Annotated in this window: 13 protein-coding genes, 1 tRNA gene and 3 pseudogenes; 3 read left to right on the forward strand and 14 right to left on the reverse strand. The window is 70.0% G+C overall.

Features of this window, described 5'->3' with window-relative positions:
• Positions 1-13 precede the first annotated feature (13 nt).
• The 3 genes and pseudogenes from ACQBAT_RS13665 to dcd form a co-directional block, all read right to left on the reverse strand.
• Complete coding sequence (locus ACQBAT_RS13665; RefSeq protein ID WP_420747402.1) at positions 14-1,789, reverse strand: cell wall-binding repeat-containing protein; 1,776 nt, start codon at positions 1,787-1,789, stop codon at positions 14-16.
• A gap of 239 nt (positions 1,790-2,028) precedes the next feature.
• A pseudogene (locus ACQBAT_RS13670) lies at positions 2,029-2,917 on the reverse strand (M15 family metallopeptidase); the annotation flags it as partial.
• Positions 2,918-2,933: 16 nt separating this feature from the next.
• Positions 2,934-3,515, reverse strand: coding sequence for a dCTP deaminase (gene dcd, locus ACQBAT_RS13675; protein WP_420747403.1), 582 nt, complete (start codon positions 3,513-3,515; stop codon positions 2,934-2,936).
• An 89-nt stretch (positions 3,516-3,604) separates the two neighbouring features.
• On the opposite strand from dcd, the gene ACQBAT_RS13680 reads away from it, so the two are divergent.
• Positions 3,605-3,678: transfer RNA gene (locus ACQBAT_RS13680), tRNA-Gly, on the forward strand.
• A 41-nt stretch (positions 3,679-3,719) separates the two neighbouring features.
• On the opposite strand, the gene cutA is transcribed toward ACQBAT_RS13680, so the two are convergent.
• Together cutA and ACQBAT_RS13690 are read right to left on the reverse strand one after the other, a co-directional pair.
• Positions 3,720-4,157, reverse strand: coding sequence for a divalent-cation tolerance protein CutA (cutA, locus tag ACQBAT_RS13685; protein ID WP_420747404.1), 438 nt, complete (start codon positions 4,155-4,157; stop codon positions 3,720-3,722).
• Positions 4,154-5,492: pseudogene (locus ACQBAT_RS13690) on the reverse strand (aminotransferase class III-fold pyridoxal phosphate-dependent enzyme). The gene cutA and the pseudogene ACQBAT_RS13690 overlap by 4 nt, the downstream one beginning before the upstream one ends.
• 57 nt (positions 5,493-5,549) lie before the next feature.
• Between ACQBAT_RS13690 and ACQBAT_RS13695 the strand changes: the two are divergent.
• Positions 5,550-7,204, forward strand: a pseudogene (locus tag ACQBAT_RS13695) (AMP-binding protein).
• A 94-nt stretch (positions 7,205-7,298) separates the two neighbouring features.
• Here ACQBAT_RS13695 and ACQBAT_RS13700 read toward each other — a convergent pair.
• The 9 genes from ACQBAT_RS13700 to ACQBAT_RS13740 all read right to left on the reverse strand — a co-directional run bounded on the left by ACQBAT_RS13700 (position 7,299) and on the right by ACQBAT_RS13740 (position 16,862).
• Complete coding sequence (locus tag ACQBAT_RS13700) at positions 7,299-8,093, reverse strand: SDR family NAD(P)-dependent oxidoreductase (RefSeq protein ID WP_420747407.1); 795 nt, start codon at positions 8,091-8,093, stop codon at positions 7,299-7,301.
• Between the two features lie 216 nt (positions 8,094-8,309).
• Positions 8,310-9,188: a formyltetrahydrofolate deformylase gene (purU, locus tag ACQBAT_RS13705; protein WP_420747408.1), complete on the reverse strand. Its 879-nt coding sequence runs from the start codon at positions 9,186-9,188 to the stop codon at positions 8,310-8,312.
• 206 nt (positions 9,189-9,394) lie between these two features.
• Positions 9,395-10,471: a P1 family peptidase gene (locus ACQBAT_RS13710; RefSeq protein ID WP_420747409.1), complete on the reverse strand. Its 1,077-nt coding sequence runs from the start codon at positions 10,469-10,471 to the stop codon at positions 9,395-9,397.
• A gap of 5 nt (positions 10,472-10,476) precedes the next feature.
• The gene (locus ACQBAT_RS13715; protein WP_420747410.1) at positions 10,477-11,334 is read right to left on the reverse strand and encodes an ATP-binding cassette domain-containing protein; all 858 of its coding nucleotides are present in this window, start codon (positions 11,332-11,334) and stop codon (positions 10,477-10,479) included.
• On the reverse strand, positions 11,327-12,361 hold the full coding sequence (locus ACQBAT_RS13720) for an ABC transporter ATP-binding protein (protein WP_420747411.1): 1,035 nt from the start codon (positions 12,359-12,361) through the stop codon (positions 11,327-11,329). Before ACQBAT_RS13720 ends, ACQBAT_RS13715 begins: the two co-directional genes overlap by 8 nt.
• A 389-nt stretch (positions 12,362-12,750) precedes the next feature.
• Positions 12,751-13,050: an MTH1187 family thiamine-binding protein gene (locus ACQBAT_RS13725; RefSeq protein WP_420747412.1), complete on the reverse strand. Its 300-nt coding sequence runs from the start codon at positions 13,048-13,050 to the stop codon at positions 12,751-12,753.
• Positions 13,051-13,266: 216 nt separating this feature from the next.
• Complete coding sequence (locus tag ACQBAT_RS13730) at positions 13,267-14,163, reverse strand: ABC transporter permease (protein ID WP_420747413.1); 897 nt, start codon at positions 14,161-14,163, stop codon at positions 13,267-13,269.
• Between the two features lie 55 nt (positions 14,164-14,218).
• The gene (locus ACQBAT_RS13735; RefSeq protein ID WP_420747414.1) at positions 14,219-15,166 is read right to left on the reverse strand and encodes an ABC transporter permease; all 948 of its coding nucleotides are present in this window, start codon (positions 15,164-15,166) and stop codon (positions 14,219-14,221) included.
• 64 nt (positions 15,167-15,230) lie between these two features.
• Positions 15,231-16,862, reverse strand: coding sequence for an ABC transporter substrate-binding protein (locus ACQBAT_RS13740; protein WP_420747415.1), 1,632 nt, complete (start codon positions 16,860-16,862; stop codon positions 15,231-15,233).
• 157 nt (positions 16,863-17,019) lie between these two features.
• Here ACQBAT_RS13740 and ACQBAT_RS13745 point away from each other — a divergent pair, with 157 nt between their 5' ends.
• The gene (locus ACQBAT_RS13745) at positions 17,020-18,894 is read left to right on the forward strand and encodes an acyl-CoA dehydrogenase (protein ID WP_420747416.1); all 1,875 of its coding nucleotides are present in this window, start codon (positions 17,020-17,022) and stop codon (positions 18,892-18,894) included.
• The last annotated feature ends 1 nt before the right edge of the window (position 18,895 follow it).

Below are 18,895 nucleotides of genomic sequence, written 5' to 3' on the forward strand. Positions count from 1 at the left end.
GTGGCCTGGACGCTCAGAAGCCGCGCGAGTCTCCGACAGCCTGGGCCCGGTAGTACTCCCAGTAGATCTCGCCCCGGATCTTCATCATCCAGGCCGCCCGCGGACCGACATAGCGCAGGTGCCACGGCTCCCAGACATACCCGGTGACCGGCTCCCCGCCCCGCGGATAGCGAATGATGAAGCCGTAGCGATAGGCGTTCGCGGCGACCCACCGGCCCTCGGGCGTCGAACCGAAGCAGTCCCGCCCGTCGCAGCTGCGGCCCCAGATGTCGGCCGCCTGACCGAGTTGATGCTCGCTGTGACCCGGCCGCGCAGAGACCCGGTCGGCTTCCTTCTGGCCCAGGACCCGCACCCAGTAGTCGTAGGTCGCCTGCTGGGTCTCATAGGACCGGAAGGCCGATGTCAGGTGCAGCTGAGGGTGTCCAGCCGCAGCCGCGTCCCGGAAGAGCGCGTCCAGCTGGCTCGAGACCTCCGAGCGCAGCCGGTGCGAGCCGCCGCGGAAGTTCACCAGGTCGGCCGGCACCAGCTTCAGCGGGTCGATTGCCCGCCGCTTGGTGATGAGGTCGAGCAGGTGCCGATCCCGAACGCTCTCCAGCGCCGTGAACGTCGACATCCGCGCAGCCGTGGCCAGCTGCTCGGAGCACACCGCCCCGGTCCCGCCCAGCGCGATCACCCGGTCCGGCCTCGCGGTGCTCAGGTGCCGCCAGGTCGCCGACGGCAGCACACGACAGGTGGGCGGCGACAGCAGCACCGGCCCGGCCGTGAGAGTGCCGCCCACCACGGCGTCGGCGGGCTCGTCACCGCGCGCGACGTACGCAACATTCGCCCGGCCGCCGAAGGCCTTCTGCGCCACCGCCGCCGCGGTCGCGTAGCGGTCGGCCCCCGCCAGCCGCGAGGTCGGTCGACCCGCCGCCGCGCGGGTCAGCGTGGCGTCCGACACCACCCCAGCCCCGCCGAGCGCGACGACCGTGCTCGGAGCCAGCGCCTCGATCGCCTCGCGGCTCGACCCCGGCGCCCGCCCCCGCTCGACCAGCACCACCGGTCCATCGGTGAGCGTGCCGCCCACCAGCGCGTCGGGTGACCAGGCTCCCTGGCCGTTCGCGACATACACGGTCGCCGCACCCTCAGGGAAGGCCCGCTGCGCTATCAGCGCGGCCGTCTCGTAGCGGGTTGCACCCGACACCCGGTCGGTGGCACGACCCGCGGCAGCCGCCTGCAGCGTGTCCTCACAGATCGATCCCGTCCCCCCGAGCGCGACCACCGTGCTGGGGTCGACCCGGTCGATCTCGGCGCTCACCGCGCTCGGCACCGATCCGCAGGAGGGGATCAGCAGCACCGGTCCGTCGGTCAACGACCCGGCGGACTGGGCGTCGACGAGCAACTGTCCCTGGGCCAGGTAGACCGTGTCCGCGCCCCGGGGGAAGACGTGGCGCGAGACCTGTACCGCGGTGGCGTAGCGGTTGGTCCCCGACAGTCGCGCGGTCGGGACCTGGTTGCGGACCGAGGCCGGTATGCCGTCGCTCCCCTGATCCGCATCGGCGCCCTCTCCCCCAGGTGGGTCCTCCCAGGGGCCAGGGATCTGCAGGTGAGGCTCATACACGCTGCCAGGCGGCGGCCCGTCCGGCCACTTGGGCTGGCCAGGGGAATCACCATCGGTCTCGGTCACGCCCGAGGCTGTCTCACCCGCAGTCCCCGCCTCATCCGGTGCCGCGGCGGCCATCGGCGCCGCTACCAGGGTCAGGGCGGCCAGCGCGGCCACCACCATCCTCGACCCACGTCCCCCGCCCATGCCGAGGTCCTTCCCTGCTCGCCCCGCGGTGCCCCCAAGGCCCGCGCTGTCGCGTCCACGATAGCGGCAATCGGTGTCGCCGGTGGCCGCATACCGAGTCCCCGGTCACGACACACGAGGTCCCCGGTCGAAGCACACGGGGGTGCCAGGTCAGGGGGTGATGCCGGCGGCTTCCAGGGCGGTCTCGTGGAAGTACTCCCAGTAGCGCTCGCCCTGCAGGTGCATGGCCCACGCCGCCCGCGGACCGACGTAGCGCAGGTGCCACGGCTCGTAGACATACCCGGTCACCTCGAAGCCGTCCTCGGGGTAGCGGATGATGAACCCGAACCGGTGGGCGTTCGCGGCCACCCATTCCCCCTCCGGGCTCTCCCCGAAGCACCGGAATCCACCGCAGGCGCTGGTCAGGTCGACCGCCAGCCCCAGTTGGTGCTCGCTGTAGCCCGGCTGGGCCGAGACCAGGTTGGCGTTCTGGACGCCGGTGCGGTTCACCCAGTCCTGATAGGTCCCAGCCTGGGTGTCGTAGTCGCGGAAGCCGGAGTTCACCCGTATGACCCCGACCTCCTCACGGTCGGCCGCCTCGAGCAGCAGCTCCAGCTGCTCGGCCACCTCCTCGCGCACCTGATAGGGCCCACCCTGCACGGGCATCAGATCCTCCGGCGCATAGCGCAGTGGATCGACCGGGATGTCCCTGGTCAAGAGGGTGTAGAGCCGCTCCGGCTCCTCCTGCTCCAGGGTCGTCGGCGTCAGGGCCGCCGCCGGCCCCAAGGGCCCGCTGAGTTCCTGAACTCCCCTGGCGACCGACCCCAGCGCCGCCCCCTCCCCCGCCGATCCCTGATCGTCGGCTTCTCCCGCGCCCGGCGCGGGCACCAGCGCCGGGCCGCCCGACCCCGACACCTGCCCGACCTCCAGACCCTGCTCCACCCCGGCCACCGCCGACGCCCCGCCCGGCCCACTGTTCAGCAGCTCCGGCACGACGAAGATCGCACCTGCCAGGGCCGCGCCGGCCACGCTGACCACGATCCGACCTCGCTGGGTGAGCCGCATCGGCTGCTCGGAACGACGCGGGGCACGCCGACGCCCCCGGCGGTCTGCCCGCCGGTGGCTACCTGGGGAGGCGCGATGCGTCATACGGGGACTCGGGTCCTCAGCCCTCGACGGAGGTGCGGTGGAAGTTCTGGAAGGAGCGGCTGGCCGTCGGGCCGCGCTGGCCCTGGTAGTGGCTGCCGCGGGTGGAGGTGCCGTAGGGGTGCTCGGCCGGGGAGCTGAGCTGGAAGAAGCAAAGCTGACCGATCTTCATGCCCGGGTGCAGGATGATCGGCAGCGTCGCCACATTCGACAGCTCGAGGGTGACGTGGCCGGTGAAGCCGGGGTCGACGAAGCCGGCCGTCGCGTGCGTGAGCAGCCCCAGACGCCCTAGCGAGCTCTTGCCCTCGACCCGCGCCGCCACGTCGTCGGGCAAGCTGACCTGCTCCAACGTGGACCCGAGCACGAACTCACCCGGGTGCAGCACGAAGGTCTCCCCCTGATCGACCTCGATCAACCGGGTCAACTCGGGCTGCTCCTGGGCGGGATCGATCATCGGGTACTTGTGGTTGTCGAAGAGCCGGAAGAACCGGTCGAGCCGCACGTCGATGCTCGACGGTTGGATCATCGCGGGGTCCCAGGGGTCCAGCTGAACCCGCCCGGAGTCGATCTGGGCTCGGAGGTCACGGTCGGAGAGCAGCACGCACCCAGGGTAACGGGGCCCTGGCTTGGTCGGCGGACGCGACCCGGCTAGTATTGCTCTTCGATCCAGACGCCGTCCGGATCGCGCGTGCGGGCGTAGTTCAATGGTAGAACATCAGCTTCCCAAGCTGAATACGCGAGTTCGATTCTCGTCGCCCGCTCCACCACGAAGGCCCCGGTCAGGTGACCGGGGCCTTTCGCGTTGTCAGGCGTCGGCGTTTTGCACCTCGTCATCGGTGATGCCGTCGGAGTGCTTGCGTACCCAGTCGCCGTACTCGCTGAGCGCGTGCGTGATCGGGACCGCGATGATCTCGGGGACGTCGTAGCGGTGCTGCTGGCGCACCGTGGAGGCAACCTCAGGGAAGGCGGCCTCGGTGGTCTTGACCAGGAGCAACCACTCCTGCGAGCGCTGCACCTCGCCCTTCCAGGTGTAGTAGGAGGTCATCGGGCCCAGGATCTGCGCGCAGGCGGACAGCTGGCGGGCGGTGAGGTCACCGGCGATGCGCTGAGCGGTCTCGGCGTCCGGGACCGAGATGTGCGCCTCGATCAGCGCGCTCTGGATCGGCCGCGTTCCCTCCGGCGCGGCGGTCCCGTTCGTTCCGGGCTGGTCCGTCCCGGGCTCGTTCATCTCGTGCTCGTTCATGCTCCGACCTCCTCGAGGGCCTCGTCCAGGATCTCGACGCCGCGGGCGGCGTCCTCGTGGCTGATCACGCAGGGCGGCACCATGTGCACCCGGTTTCCCATCACGAGCGGCCACATGCCGCGGTTCGTGCAGGCCTTGGTCACGGCGGCCATCTTCTGCGCTGGCAGCGGCGTCCGGCTCTCCCGGTCGGCCACCAGCTCGACCGCCAGAACGCCCCGAGGCCGCGGACGTCGCCGACGATCTCGTGCCGGTCGCCCAGCGTATGCAGTGTGGGCCCCAGGGTGCGCTCGCCCAGCTCGACGACGTGCTGGTTCAGTGCTTCCTCGCGCATGATCTGGATGGCGGCGAGGGCGGAGGCGGTCGCGAGGGGGTGGCCGGAGTACGTCAGGCCGCCCGGTAGGGCCGCTCGTCGAAGGTGGCCGCGATCTCCTCGGACAGGATCACACCACCCAGCGGCACATAGCCGGAGTTCACGCCCTTGGCAAAGACGATCAGGTCGGGCCGCACCCCCCAGTGGTCGAGCGCGAACCAGGCACCCGTGCGCCCGAAACCGCTCATCACCTCGTCCAGGATCAGCATGATCCCGTGCTCGTCGCACAGGGCGCGGACGCCCTCCAGGTAGCCGGGTGGTGGGACCAGGATCCCGTTGGAGCCGACCACGGTCTCCAGCACGATCGCGGCGATCAGGTGGGGGCCTTCGGCCTCGACCGTATGCCGTAGGTGGGCCAGGGCGCGCTCGCCCTCCTCCTGCTCGGTGCTGGCGGAGAACTCGCTGCGGTAGAGGTAGGGACCCCAGAAGTGCACGACCCCAGGAACCGAGGGTTCGCTGCCCCAGCGCCGCGGCTCACCGGTGAGCGCGATCGCCCCCTCGGTGGCGCCGTGATAGCTGCGGTAGGTGGCCAGCACCTTCTGCCGACCGGTGTGCAGGCGCGCCATCCGCACCGCGTTCTCGTTGGCCTCCGCGCCGGCATTGGTGAAGAAGACCTTGCTCAGTCCCTCGGGCGCCAGCTCGGCGATCGCGGCGGCCGCTTCCGCGCGGGATTCGGAGGCGAAGGCCGGCGCGATCGTGGTCAGACCGGTGGCCGCCTCGCGGATCGCCTCGGTCAGCGTGGGGTGCTGGTAGCCCAGGTTCGCGTAGACCAGTTGGCTGGTGAAGTCGAGATAGCGGGTGCCCTCGTAGTCCCAGAACCAGGCGCCCTCACCACCGGCCAGCGGCACCGGCGAGATCGCCTTCTGCGCCACCCAGGAGGTGAGCACGTGGTCGCGGGAGAGCTGCCGGATCCGTGCGTCGCGCTCGGCGCCCGAGCCTCGATCTGGGTCGGTGGTGGCTTCCATGCGCCCGAGTATGCCCGCCCGCTATCGCCTCGTGGTGATGAGGGGCAGGATGGGGTCATGGCGGACATCCAGCCCACGCTCACCGAGGCGGCCTACGCAGCGGGGAGAACCGACATACCTCTCCTCGAGCAGACCATCGGGGACAACCTGGACGCGACCGTCTCCGCCCACGGCGAGCGCGAGGCCCTGGTCGAGGTGCCCACGGGCAGACGGTGGACGTATGCCGAGTTCCGGGCGGACGTGGACACGCTGGCTCGGGGATTGGTCGCCGCAGGACTGCGCACCGGCGACCGGGTCGGGATCTGGGCGCCGAACTGCGCGGAGTGGACCTTCGTGCAGTTCGCGACGGCCAAGATCGGGGCGATCCTGGTCAACATCAACCCCTCGTACCGGACGCACGAGCTGGAGTTTCGTGCTGAAACCAGGCCGGGTGCGGATGATCGTGGTCGCGGAGAGTTTCAAGGGCAGCGACTACCCGGCGATGGTCGAGGAGGTGCGCGGCACCTGCCCCGAGCTGGCCGATGTGGTGGTGATCGGCGGCGAGCGCTGGTCCGAGCTGCTGCACGATGCGCACCTGGTGACGCGGGACCGGCTGGCGGAGATCCAGGGGTCGCTGTCGCCCGACGACCCGATCAACATCCAGTACACGTCGGGGACCACCGGCTTCCCCAAGGGCGCGACGCTCTCGCACCGCAACATCCTCAACAACGGCTACTTCGTGGGTGAGGGGTGCGGGTATACCGAGCGGGACCGGATCTGCATCCCGGTGCCCTTCTACCACTGCTTCGGGATGGTGATGGGCAACCTGGGGGCGACCACGCACGGAGCCTGCATTGGTGATCCCGGGGCCGGGCTTCGACCCGCGGCGACGCTGCGGGGCGGTGCGGGAGGAGGAGTGCACCTCGCTGTATGGCGTGCCGACGATGTTCATCTCGGAGTTCGAGATGATGGAGCGGGAAGAAGGCTTCTCGACTGACGACCTGGCGACGGTGCGGACCGGGATCATGGCCGGCTCGCTGTGTCCGGCCTCGGTGATGCGCAGGCTGATCGACGCCGGCGTGCGCGAGATGACGATCTGCTACGGGATGACCGAGACCTCGCCGGTATCGACCCAGACGAGCCCGTCGGACCCCTTTGAGAAGAAGGTCGGCACGGTGGGCCGGGTAGGTCCGCACCTGGAGATCCGGATCGTGGACCCGGTGACGCGCGAGGTGCTCGGGCGGGGCGAGCCCGGTGAGTTCTGCACAAAGGGCTACTCGGTGATGCTCGGCTACTGGGAGGAGCCCGAGCGGACCCAGGAGGTGATCTCCGACGGGTGGATGGCCACCGGGGACATCGGGGTGATGGATGACGAGGGCTATGTCGAGATCACCGGACGGATCAAGGACATGGTGATCCGTGGAGGGGAGAACATCTCTCCGCGGGAGGTCGAGGAGTTCCTGATGGGCCACCCCGACGTGGTGGACTCGCAGGTCGTGGGGGTGCCGGATGCGAAGTACGGCGAGGAGCTGATGGCCTGGCTGCGGCTGCGCGAGGGGGCGCCGTCGCTGGACGCGGAGGCGGTGCGCGAGTTCTGCCGCGGGCAGCTCGCGCACTACAAGATCCCTCGCTATGTGCAGGTCATCGAGGAATTCCCGATGACGGTGACCGGCAAGATCCGCAAGGTGGAGCTGCGCGAAGAGGGCGAGGCGATCGTCGCCAGCGACTCCTGACCCCTCCCTTCTCTCACCGGACGCGCGGCGTGCACTCCTTCAGCCCCACCGGACGCGCGGGACGCCCCCTGGGAGCCCCACCGGACGCGCCGAACTACGATGGGAAGGGCGGGGTGAACCGTCCATCGATCGCGGTCCAGCCGCCGTCCACCATCACCTGGCTGCCGGTGACGAAACTGGCCGCGTCGGAGGCCAGCCAGCAGGCCGCCCCGACCATCTCCTCGGGCTTGGCCCACCGGCTCAGCGCGGACTTTTCCGCATAGGCGCGCCCCCAACCCTCGTCGTCCCGGATTTGCTGGGTCAGCGGCGTCTCGACCACACCCGGCGCGACCGCGTTGACCCGCACCCCGGCCGGCCCGAGCTCAGCCGACCACGTCCGGACGAGTTGCATGACGCCGGCCTTGGTTGCGGCATACACACCCTGGCCGGGCTCGACGGTAACCGCGCGGATCGAGGTGTAGACGACGATCGAGCCGGCCTCGCGCTCGACCATGCCTGGCGCGAACGCGCGCACGGCGTTGAAGGTGCCGCGCAGGTTGAGGGCGACGACCTTCTCGAACTCCTCGGCGGTGTAGTCGAGCAGGCGCTTGCGTACGTTCATCGCCGCGGTCATCACGAGCACGTCGACCGAGCCGAGCTGCTCGGCCTGAAGTTCGAGGGAGGTCTCGTCCAGGACGTCCACGGCGTATGCCGAGTGCGCTCGGCTCAGGTGGTCGGCCAGCCCGTCGCGCACACCTTCGGCGACCTCGTTGTCCTTGTCGAGGCAGGTCACCCTGGCCCCCTGGGCGGCCAGACCGGCGGCGACCTCGCCACCGATCCCGCCCACGCCGAGGACGACCGCGTGCTTGCCGTCCAGCCGGAACATCGAGGAGTAGTCGAGTGACGTCATACGGGCGAGTCTGGCAGGTCAGGGCGCAGCGTGCGCCAGCGTGTCAGTGCCCGCGCACAGCCTGATGTGCGAAATCCGCTGTGCACAATGTGCGCCCCAGCACCCGACACGCAACACCACAATGGAACAGTGCAGGACACGCCGGTGCGGTGGACCGCGCCCGAGCCGTACGTCAGGTGCAGAGGATGCTCTGGTGGGGTGCGCCAGAGCCGTGCGTCAGTTGAAGACGATGGTGCGGCCGCCGCGCAGGACGACCCGGTGCTCGGCATGCCAGCGGATGGCGCGAGAGAAGGCCGCGGCCTCGATCTCCTGCCCCTGCTGCGCGAGCTGCTCAGGGGTGAGCCGGTGGTCGACGCGCCGGAAGTCCTGCTCAATGATCGGGCCCTCGTCGAGGTCAGCGGTGACGTAGTGCGCGGTGGCACCGACGACCTTGACGCCGCGATCGTGCGCCTGGGTGTAGGGCTTGGCGCCCTTGAAGCTGGGCAGCAGCGAGTGGTGGATGTTGATGATCCGGCCCGACCAGTCTCGGCACAGGTCCGCTGACAGCACCTGCATGTAGCGCGCCAGCGCGATGGTGTCGACCGCGTGCTCCTCGGCGATCTCCCGCAGCTGCGCCTCTGCCTGCGGCTTGGTGTCCTTGGTCACCGGGATGTGGTGGAACGGGATACCGTGCCACTCCGCCAGGTCCCGAAAGTCCTCGTGGTTGGACACGATCGCCGGGATGGTCACAGGCAACTGGCCGGTGCGGGTGCGGAAGAGCAGGTCGTTGAGGCAGTGCCCCATCTTGCTCACCATGACGAGCAGCCGGTGCGGCTCGGCGCGGTCGTGCACCTGCCACTGGCCGCCGAGCTCGTCGGCAACCGGGGTGAGCGCGGCACGGAGGGTCTTGACGTCAGTCGCCTCGCCCTCCCGGGTGGCTTCCATCCGCAGGTGGAACTCGCCGGTGCTCAGGTCGGCGAACTGCTGGGAGTCGGTGATCGTCAGGTTCTGGCCGAGCATGGCGCCGGACACGGCGTGCACGATGCCGCGGCGGTCCGGGCAGGACAGGGTGAGCGCGAACTCGCGACCGGACGTCTGGCTGGGGGTGGTCGTCACGGCGAGGAGTGTATGTCGTGTGCCTGGCTCCTCCGCTCAGCCCGCCGGTTGTGTCCGCTCGGGCGGCTAGAGCACGGCGACCAGGCCCACCCTTGCGGGGACGTGAGCTTGCCCCACCACCCGGGGCGACTTGAGCTTGCCCCACCTGGTGGGGCACTCTCACGTCCCTGCCAACCTGGGGATGCGGCGGCGCGGAAATGTCGAGATCAGGCCAGGGCGCTGGGGAAGGCATCGCGGTAGGCGCGCCACGTCCCCGCAGAAGTGGTGACCGTGTCCGCCGCCAAGGTCGCGCGGACCAACGCCCGCGTCACCACCTCGGCGCTGGCGTGGAGTGCGTGGTGGAAGGCCAGCGGGTCGGGAGCCGCACGAGCACACGTGGCCAAGCCGAAGAGCGTGTCTCCGTCGAACATCGTGTGCGCGGGAGCGATCGCGCGCGCCATCCCGTCGTGCCCGCTCATCGCGAGCCGCTGCGCCTGGGACTCGGTCAGGGTCAGGTCGGTCGCGACCACGCCGATCGTCGTTGCGAGCGTCCGCGGCAGTCCCTCGGCACCCAGCTCAACCGCACGCGCCCGGGCCGCCTCGACCTCCGCGGGGTCGGGGGTGCGGAGCGAGGTGAGCGGCGGCATACGGGGCAGGTCGAGGTCTCCGTCGACGAGGTGGCGGGCACCGTAGAGCTCACCCGAGTTCGGGTCGACCGTCGAGCCGACCGCGTTCAGCACCACCAGGCAGGCGACAACCCCGCCGCCGGGAAGGGTGGCGCTGGCTGAGCCGATCCCACCTTTCAGGCCGCCCGCGACCTGGGCTCCGGTCCCGGCGCCCACCACACCGAGCGGGAGCTCGTCCGCCGTGGCCGCAGCAGCCGCGGCCCGACCAAAGCTCGCGTCCGGTGTCGCGCCCCACTCCCCACCACGACCGAGGTCGAAGATCACCGCGCCCGGCACGATCGGCACCACGTGCCCAGGAGCACCCATCGGGAAACCCCGCACTTCCTCGAGCAGCCACCGCATCACCCCATCGGCCGCCGCCAGCCCGAAGGCCGAGCCGCCCGACAACGTCACCGCGTGCACGCGCTCGACCAGGTTGCACGGGTCGAGCAGGTCGGTCTCCCGGGTCCCCGGCCCGCCCCCGCGCACGTCGGCCCCCGCGACCGCGCCCTCCGGCGGCGCCAGCACGACCGTCGTCCCGGTGAGCCAGCCCTCGCCCACCTGGTGGTGGTGGCCGACGGTCAGGCCGGGGACGTCGAGCAGGGAGTTGGTGGGCCCGGCGGGCAGGTGCGGGAGCATGGGCCTCAGTCTCCTCGGGGAGCGGCGGCCCCGGCCGCCAGGTCCTCAGCCGTCCGGCCCGACAACGCCGAGCGCAGGTCCGGGACGGCCGCCAGCAGCGAGCGGGTGTACTCGTGCTGGGGCGCGTCGAAGAGGTCCTCGGTCGGTGCCACCTCGACGAACTCCCCTTGCCGCATCACCGCGACCCGGTCGCACACGTGCCGCACCACCGACAGGTCGTGGGAGACGAAGATCAGCGTCAGGTCGAAGCCCTCCACCACCTCATCGATCAGGTTCAGCACCTGCGCGCGCACCGAGACATCCAGCGCGGAGACGGGCTCGTCGGCGACCAGGATGTGAGGGTCGGGCGCGAGGGCGCGGGCGACCGAGATGCGTTGCCGCTGGCCGCCGGAGAACTGGTGCGGATAGCGATCCGCAGCCTCCGCCGACAGCCCCACCCGCTCCAGCAGCTCGACCACCCGATCCTTGTTGCCCGAGCGTTTGCCTTGCGCCACAAGGGGTTCGGCGACGATGTCGCGCACCCGCATCCGCGGGTCCAGGCTGCTCATCGGGTCCTGGAAGACCAACTGCAACCGCTCCCGCAGCCAACCGAGGCGCCGGGGTGACTGGTCGTGGATGGGTCGACCTTCGACATACACCTCGCCGGAGGTGGGCCGGTCGAGCCCGCAGATCAACTTGAGCAGCGTGGACTTGCCCGACCCCGACTCGCCCACGATCCCGAACCGCTCGCCGCGCCCGATCGTCGCCGACACGTCGCGGACCGCGTGCACGACCGGCGCGGGCTGCCGCAGCGAGGTCCGCCGCCGCCGGAACTCCCGGCTCACGCCCCGCAGCTCGACCGCCGCCGACTCCTGCTCACTCATCGGAGCCTCCCGCCGGGTGATGACAGGCGTGCCCGTATGCCGTCTCCCCCGCCGGGTGCTCACCGCGCGGCACCCAGGGTGGCTGGGTGCGGCATACCTCATCGGCGTGATCACAGCGGGTGCGGAAGACACAGCCCGCCGGGAAGCGCCCGGCCGGAGGCACCGAGCCCCGGATCGTCGGCAGCGCCGCCCGACCGCGCCGACCGTCGGCCCCGGCCAGATCGCTGGCCGCGACCAGCCCGTGCGTGTAACGGTGCCGCGGGTCGGTGAAGACGTCGTGGACCGGACCGGCCTCGACGATGCGGCCGCCATACATGACCAGGACGCGCTCGCACACCGTGGCCACCACGCCGAGGTCATGGGTGATGAAGAGCATCGCGGCGTCCCGCTCCTCGACCCCGCGGACGACCAGGTCGAGCACGGTGGCCTGGACGGTGACATCCAGCGCGGTCGTCGGCTCGTCACAGATCAGCAGCGCCGGGTCGTTGGCGAGCGCGATCGCCAGGACGACGCGCTGGCGCTGCCCGCCGGAGAGCTCGTGCGGATAGGACTTGGCGAGGTGACTCGGGTCGGGCAGGTCGACCTGCTCGAGGAGGTCGATGACGCGACGACGGGCGGCGGCACGCGAGGGCTGGGTGCGGTGCAGGAGCATGACCTCGGCGACCTGGTCACCCACCCGCATCGTGGGATTGAGGGCGGTCATCGGCTCCTGGAAGACCATCGACATGCCGTCGCCACGCAGTCGGGCGAGGTCGCGCTCGGGCAGGTCGAGCAGGTTGCGCTGGGCAGGGGTGCGGGCGGACAGGCGGATGTCCCCGCGCGCCTCGAGTCCTTCGGGGAGCAGACCCATCACCGCGAGCGCGGTCAGCGACTTGCCCGATCCGGACTCCCCGATCAGGCCGACCCGTTCGCCGCGCTCGATGCTGAAAGTCACGTCGTGGAGCAGCGGCGTGTGGCCGGTGCCGACGTCGAGGCCCTCGACGCGCAGCACGGACCGGTCGGGGGCGCTGGCGGGTTGCGCGGTCATGCTCACCTCCTCGTGTGCGGTCGTCCGGGTATGCCGTCTCTGTGCCGTGCCTGAAGGCTATCCACCCCCAGTCCCGTGTGTGGGATGCAGTCGTGGGAGGAGTTCGAGAGCGGCCACGTACCCATCGGCTGCCGACCAGCCGCTTGGTCCGCTCCAGCTCAACGAGGCCGCCGACCGAGAGCCGCTGGAGGCGGGCGTCCTCGTCGACGCCGCTCGTGTACTACGTCTGGATCGCGGTGTCGAGGTCGTCCTGTGCGGGCCGGAACCGTTTCACGCTCCCGTCCTCAGGCTGTCCCGTGGTTGTCGTCACGTGAGAGTCAGGGACGGGCCCAACTTCCACGTGACGACTCTCACGGGACGTTCCGTCGGACCGCACGCGTGACCCGCCCTCAGTCACGCAGACGCTCCTGGACCCGGTCTACCTTGGCGGTGAGTTGACCGCTGAATCCCGGCCGCAGGTCGGCCTTGAGCACCAGCGAAACGCGCGGCCCATGGGCGGCCACCGCATCGCAGGCTGCCTTGATCACCGGCATCACCTCGTCCCACTCGCCTTCGATGGTGGTAAACATCGAGGTCAGCTCATACGGGAGCCCGGAGTCGCGCACCACCTTGATGGCGTCGGCGACCGCAGCGCTGACCGAGCCAGATTCGTCGGAGACGGACGGAGCGACGGAGAACGCGAAGAGCATGAGCCCACCGTATGCCGCCACCCAGGTCGAGCGATGGGCACCTCGTCCCTGCGCAGCGCGCGTTCGGTGGCCCTCTCATCCGACACAGGGCGCGTTCGGTGGCCTTCTCAGCCGACGCAGCGCGCGTTCGGTGGCCCTGTCGGGCGTCACAACGGACGTTCGGTCGGGATGGGGCAGGCCCCCGCCCAGTCCCGCGCTCTACCCAGCTGCACCCCCTCAGCGGCGCTCGAGCTTGGGGTCCAGCCAGTCGCGCAAGCCATCGCCGAAGAGGTTGAAGCCCAGCACCGACAGCGCGATCGCGGCTCCCGGGATCAGCGCCAGGTGCGGCGCCTGCCGCAGCGTCGTCTGCGACTCGAGCAGCATCCGCCCCCAGGACGCCTGCCCGGTCGGCGTCCCCAACCCCAGATACGCGAGCGCTGCCTCGGCCAGAATGGCGATCGCGAACGACACGGACGCCTGCACGATCACCAGCCCGGCGACATTCGGCAGCACATGCCGCACCGCGATCCCCAGCCCGGACCGGCCTGCGGCGCGAGCGGCCACGACATACTCCGAGGCCATCACGCCCAGCGCCCCGGACCGCGTGATGCGCGCAAAAGCCGGGATCGTCGCGATCCCGATCGCGATCATCGCCACCCGCGTCGACCCGCCGTAGAGCGCGGCAAACATGATCGCCAGCAGCAGCGCCGGGAAGGCGAGCAGGACGTCATTGGTGCGCATGATCAGCTGCCCGAACCAGCCCGGCGACATCGCGGCCAGGATCCCGAGCGGCACGCCCGCCACGGCTGCGACGCCCACGGCGACGAGACCGACATACAGGGTCGTCCGGGCCCCGACGAGGATCTGGGTGAAGACGTCGCGCCGCAGCCGGTCGGTGCCGAGCCAGTGCTCGGCGTTCGGGGTCTGGTAGGGCTGCGTCGGCAGCACCCGCATCGGCGGCCACGGCGTCCACACGTAGGAGACGAGGGCGAGCGCGACGATTGCGAGCACGATCGAGCCGCCGATGATCAGGCTCGGGTTCCACCCGCGTCCCGTATGCCGCTTCCCACCGATCTCCTCCGCGTCACCCTCGCGGGTGGCTGGCGCGGGCGCGCCCTGCATCGCCTCGGTCATGCCCATACCCTCCCCACGGGGTTGATGGCGGGGGTCACGATCGACCTCGCGCCACTCATCGCGACGTCCTCAGCCGCGGGTCGATGACCAGATAGAGCAGGTCGACGACGAAGTTGATGACCAGCACGGCCACGACCAGCACCATCACTACGGCCTGCACAGTGAGCAGCTCGCGCTTGGCGACCGAGTCCAGCAGCAGCGACCCCAGCCCCGGGATGACGAAGACGCGCTCGATGACGACCGCGCCGATGAGCAGCGTCGCCAGCTGCAGCCCCAGCACGGTCACCACCGGCACGGCCGCGTTGCGCAACCCGTGCCGCACCAGCGCCTGCACCGGCCGCAGCCCCTTGGCCCGCGCGGTCCGCAGGTAGTCCTCGCGGAGCACGTCCAGCACCGCCGAGCGGATGTACCGCGCGAGCACCGCCGCTTGCACGAGCGCCAGCGAGATCGCCGGCAGCGCCAGCCGTTGCAGAAAGCCGAGCGGGTCCTGCGCCGGGACCGCCCACCCACCGGAGGGCACCCAACCCAGACGCACCGCGAAGATCGAGATCAGCACGATGGCCGCCAGGAAAGCCGGGATCGCCACCCCGACCTGCGACAACGCCGACATCGCGACACCATCCCAGTGCCGGTGCCGGACCGCCATCCACAGGCCCACGGGCAGCGCGATGATCAGCGCCAGGATCATCGCGGCGAGCACGAGCAGCAGCGTGACCTGCAGCCGGTCGGCGATCTGCGGGCCGATCTGCGCCTTGGACACGAACTCGATCCCGGGGTCCAGCGTGACCAGGCCACGTACCCAGTCGAGATATTGCACCACCACCGGCCGATCCAGCCCGAACTGCTCCCGCAGCCGCGCGACCGCGTCGTCGGAGGCGTTGATGCCGAGCGCGACGCGCGCCGGGTCACCGGGCAGCACGCGCATGAACCCGAAGACGACCAGCGAGGCCGCGACCAGGCTGAGCACCAGCACGAGCAGGCGCTGCAGGAGTCGCAGGATCATGGTGCTGTCCCCGTATGCCGTGGGCTGGGCAGGCGGATCGGTGCGGCTCGGCCGGGTGGCGGGGTCAGTTGCGTGCCAGGTCGGCGAGCGGGAAGGACTCCTTGATCGCGTTCTCCGGCAGGCCGGTGATGTCCGGGTCGGCGACCATCAGGTTGGGCAGCAGGAAGAGGAACTCCGCGGCCGCATCCTCGCTAATCAGCGCGGCGGCCTCCTGCATCTTCTCGACCTGCTCGTCCTCGGAGCCGGTGTTGGCCTCCTCGAAGAGCGCCTGGATCTCCTCGGTGCCGTAGGTCGTGTAGTAGTCCGGGTTGCCGAAGACGTTGGCCATGTCGCGGGGCTCGACATGGGCCACGATCGACATGTCGAAGTCCTTGTTGGTGAAGACCGTCTCCAGCCAGGCCGACGGGAACTCCAGCTCATCGACCGTCACGTCGAAGCCGGCCTCCTCCAGCATGGACTCGACCACCGTGCCGCACGCGACGGCATACGGGAGCGTGGGGATGCGCAGCCGCAGGGCCTGGCCCTCGGCACCGGCCTCGGCGATCAGCTCCTTGGCGTGGTCGAGGTCGAACTCGTAGTCGCCGGTGCGGTCCTCGTACCAGGGGTCGGTGGGCGGCACCATCGAGCCGATCAGCGTGCCGCGACCGGCCCAGCAGGTGTCCATCAGGGTCTGGTTGTCGACGGCGTAGCGGACCGCCTCGCGCAGCGCCTTGTCGGCGAGGGGGTTGCCCTCCTCCTGGTTCATCGACAGCACGACCTCACCATTGGTGGTGCCCTCGATGATCTGGTAGTCACCGCCCTCGAACTCGCCGAGCGCCTCCGGTGCCTGGACCGTGCCGACCACGTCGATCTGGTCGGTGAGCATGGCGTTGTTGAGCGCGTTGGCATCGCGGAAGTAGCTGATCTCCACGCCCTGGAAGTAGGGAGCATCACCGTGGTAGTCCTCGTTGCGCTCCAGGCTGATGCTCGAGCCGCGCTGCCAGTTCGTGAAGACATAGGGGCCGGTGCCGATGGCCTCCTCGGCGAGGTTGTCGACATGCTCGGAGTCGAACATCGCACCGACGCGGGTGGTGAGGGCGTAGAGCAAGGCGTTGTTGGGCTCGCTCAGCGTGAGGACGACAGTGTGGTCATCGGTGGCCTCGACCGAGTCGATCACGGCCAGCTGGGACTTGAGGCTGACCGTCCAGTCATCGGAGAGCACCCGCTCCAGGCTGAACTTCACGTCCTCGGCGGTGAACTCGGCGCCGTTGGAGAAAGTCACGCCGTCCTTGAGGGTGAAGGTGTACTCGGTGCGGTCCTCCGAGATCTCCCAGTCCTGCGCGAGCGCACCGACGATCTCGCCCGACTCGACGTCGACGGTCACGAGCGTCTCGTAGATGTTGTCGAGCAGCACCTGCGGGATCGCGGCGCCGTCGGTGGTGGTGAAGTCCAGGCTCGCGGGCTCGGCGACCAGGCCGATGCGCACGGTCTCATCCGAGCCGCCGCCCGCGGTGCCGTCGTCGCCGGTCTCATCCGCCCCGTCGTCACCGTCCGTGCCACCGGTCGCGTCGTCCCCGTCTGTGCCGCCTCCCTCGGCGGGCGTGCTGCCGCCACCGGCGGGCGTCTGCTCCGGGCTCGTGCTTGCACCGGCATTGCAGCCGGCCAGCAGGGTTGCGGTCGCCAGGGCCGCCACCAGGGCGCGCGTCTTCGTCGACATCATGCGCTGCATCATCCTCCATCGCCCTCGCCCCGCGCCACCCCCACCCCTTCCACGCCTGGGGTCTTGTGCGATCGGCCGCCCCTGGGTGACACTTGCTACCAACAAGTAAGTACGGCGAGTATCGGATACTCACCCCACCTGAGGGAAGGCTGCGATGAGCCACTACAAGAGCAACGTGCGCGACATCGAGTTCATGCTGTTCGACGTCCTCGAGCGCGGCACCATCCTGGGCAGCGCGCCCTACGAGGACGTGGACGAGGAGACCGCCCGCGAGGCGCTTCGTCAGGTCGCCGAGCTCGCCGAAGGCCCCATCGCCGCCAGCTTCACCGAGGCTGACCGCACCCCGCCCGTGCTCGACCCAGCCACGGGAGAGGTGAGCATGGTGGAGAGCTTCCAGACGTCATACCGGACCTGGGTCGAGGGCGAGTGGTGGCGCCTGGAGATCGAGGAAGGCCTCGGTGGCACCCCCGCTCCCCCGAGCCTGACCTGGGCGCTGTCCGAGCTGGTGCTCGGCGCTAACCCGGCGGTCAAGATGTTCGCGGCCGGGTTCACCTTCGCCAACGTACTCTACCGCCTCGGTACCCCCGAGCAGCAGCAGCTCGCCCAGCTGATGATCGACAAGCGTTGGGGCGCAACGATGGTGCTCACCGAGCCGGACGCCGGCTCGGATGTCGGCGCCGGCCGCGCCAAGGCCTACAAAGCCGGCGACGGCACCTGGCACCTGACCGGCGTCAAGCGCTTCATCACCAGCGGCGTCGCCCCGTTCTACGACAATGTCATCCACTTCGTGCTCGCCCGCCCTGAGGGCGCCGGCCCCGGCACCAAGGGCCTGAGCCTGTTCCTCGTCTCCGACCGCCACATCACCGACGCCGAGACCGGCGAGCTCGGCGAGCGTAATGGCGTCCAGGTCGCCAACATCGAGCACAAGATGGGACTCAAGGTCTCGACCACGTGCGAGCTGCGGTTCGGCGAGGACGAGGACAACCCCGCGGTCGGCTACCTGCTCGGCGAGGTGCACGACGGCATCGCGCAGATGTTCCGGATCATCGAGTACGCCCGGATGCTCGTCGGGACCAAGGCGATCGCGACCCTGTCGACCGGCTACCTGAACGCGCTCGACTACGCCAAGGAGCGGGTCCAGGGCGCCGACCTCGCGCAGATGGCCGACAAGGCCGCACCGCGCGTCACGATCACCCACCACCCGGACGTACGCCGCTCGCTGATGCTGCAGAAGTCGTATGCCGAAGGGCTGCGGGCGCTGATGCTGTGGACGGCGTCCTTCCAGGACCAGGTGCACGGCGCGCAGGATCTCGCCGACTCCGAGGAGCTCACCGACCCGGCTGACATCTCCGAGAAGGTCGCGCTCGCCGCGCGGGTCAACGACCTGCTGCTGCCGTTGGTGAAGGGCTGCGGCTCCGAGCGTGCCTTCACCCTGCTCGGGACGGAGTCGCTGCAGACCTTCGGCGGCTCGGGCTTCCTGCAGGACTACCCGATCGAGCAGTACGTCCGCGACGCCAAGATCGACTCGCTCTACGAGGGCACGACCGCGATCCAGGGGATGGACTTCTTCTTCCGCAAGATCCTGCGGGACAAGGGAGTCGCCCTGGGGTATGTCGCTTCCCAGGTCATGCAGACCGTGTCCGCCCAGGCAGATGACGGGTTGGGGTCGGTGCGCGAGGCCGTCGGGCGGGCGCTCGGTGAGGTGAATGCGATGGTTGAGCACCTCACCAGTAAGGCGATCGCCAGCCAGACCGAGCCCACGCAGGTGTATGCCGTGGGCCTGGGCACCACCAAGCTGCTGCTCGCGGCCGGTGACCTGCTCATCGGCTGGCTGCTCCTGCGCCAGGCCGAGGTGGCCCAGCGCCTGCTGGATGGCGGGCAGCGAACTGGTGACACGGCATACCTGCAGGGCAAGGTGGCGGCGGCGTCGTTCTTCGCCATCGAGGTGCTACCGCGGCTCGGCGCTGACCGGCGCTCGATCGTGGCTGCGGACGTGGCGCTGATGGACCTGCCCGAGGACGCTTTCTAGG

Source organism: Ornithinimicrobium pulveris, from assembly GCF_050261105.1.
Lineage (GTDB): Bacteria > Actinomycetota > Actinomycetes > Actinomycetales > Dermatophilaceae > Ornithinicoccus.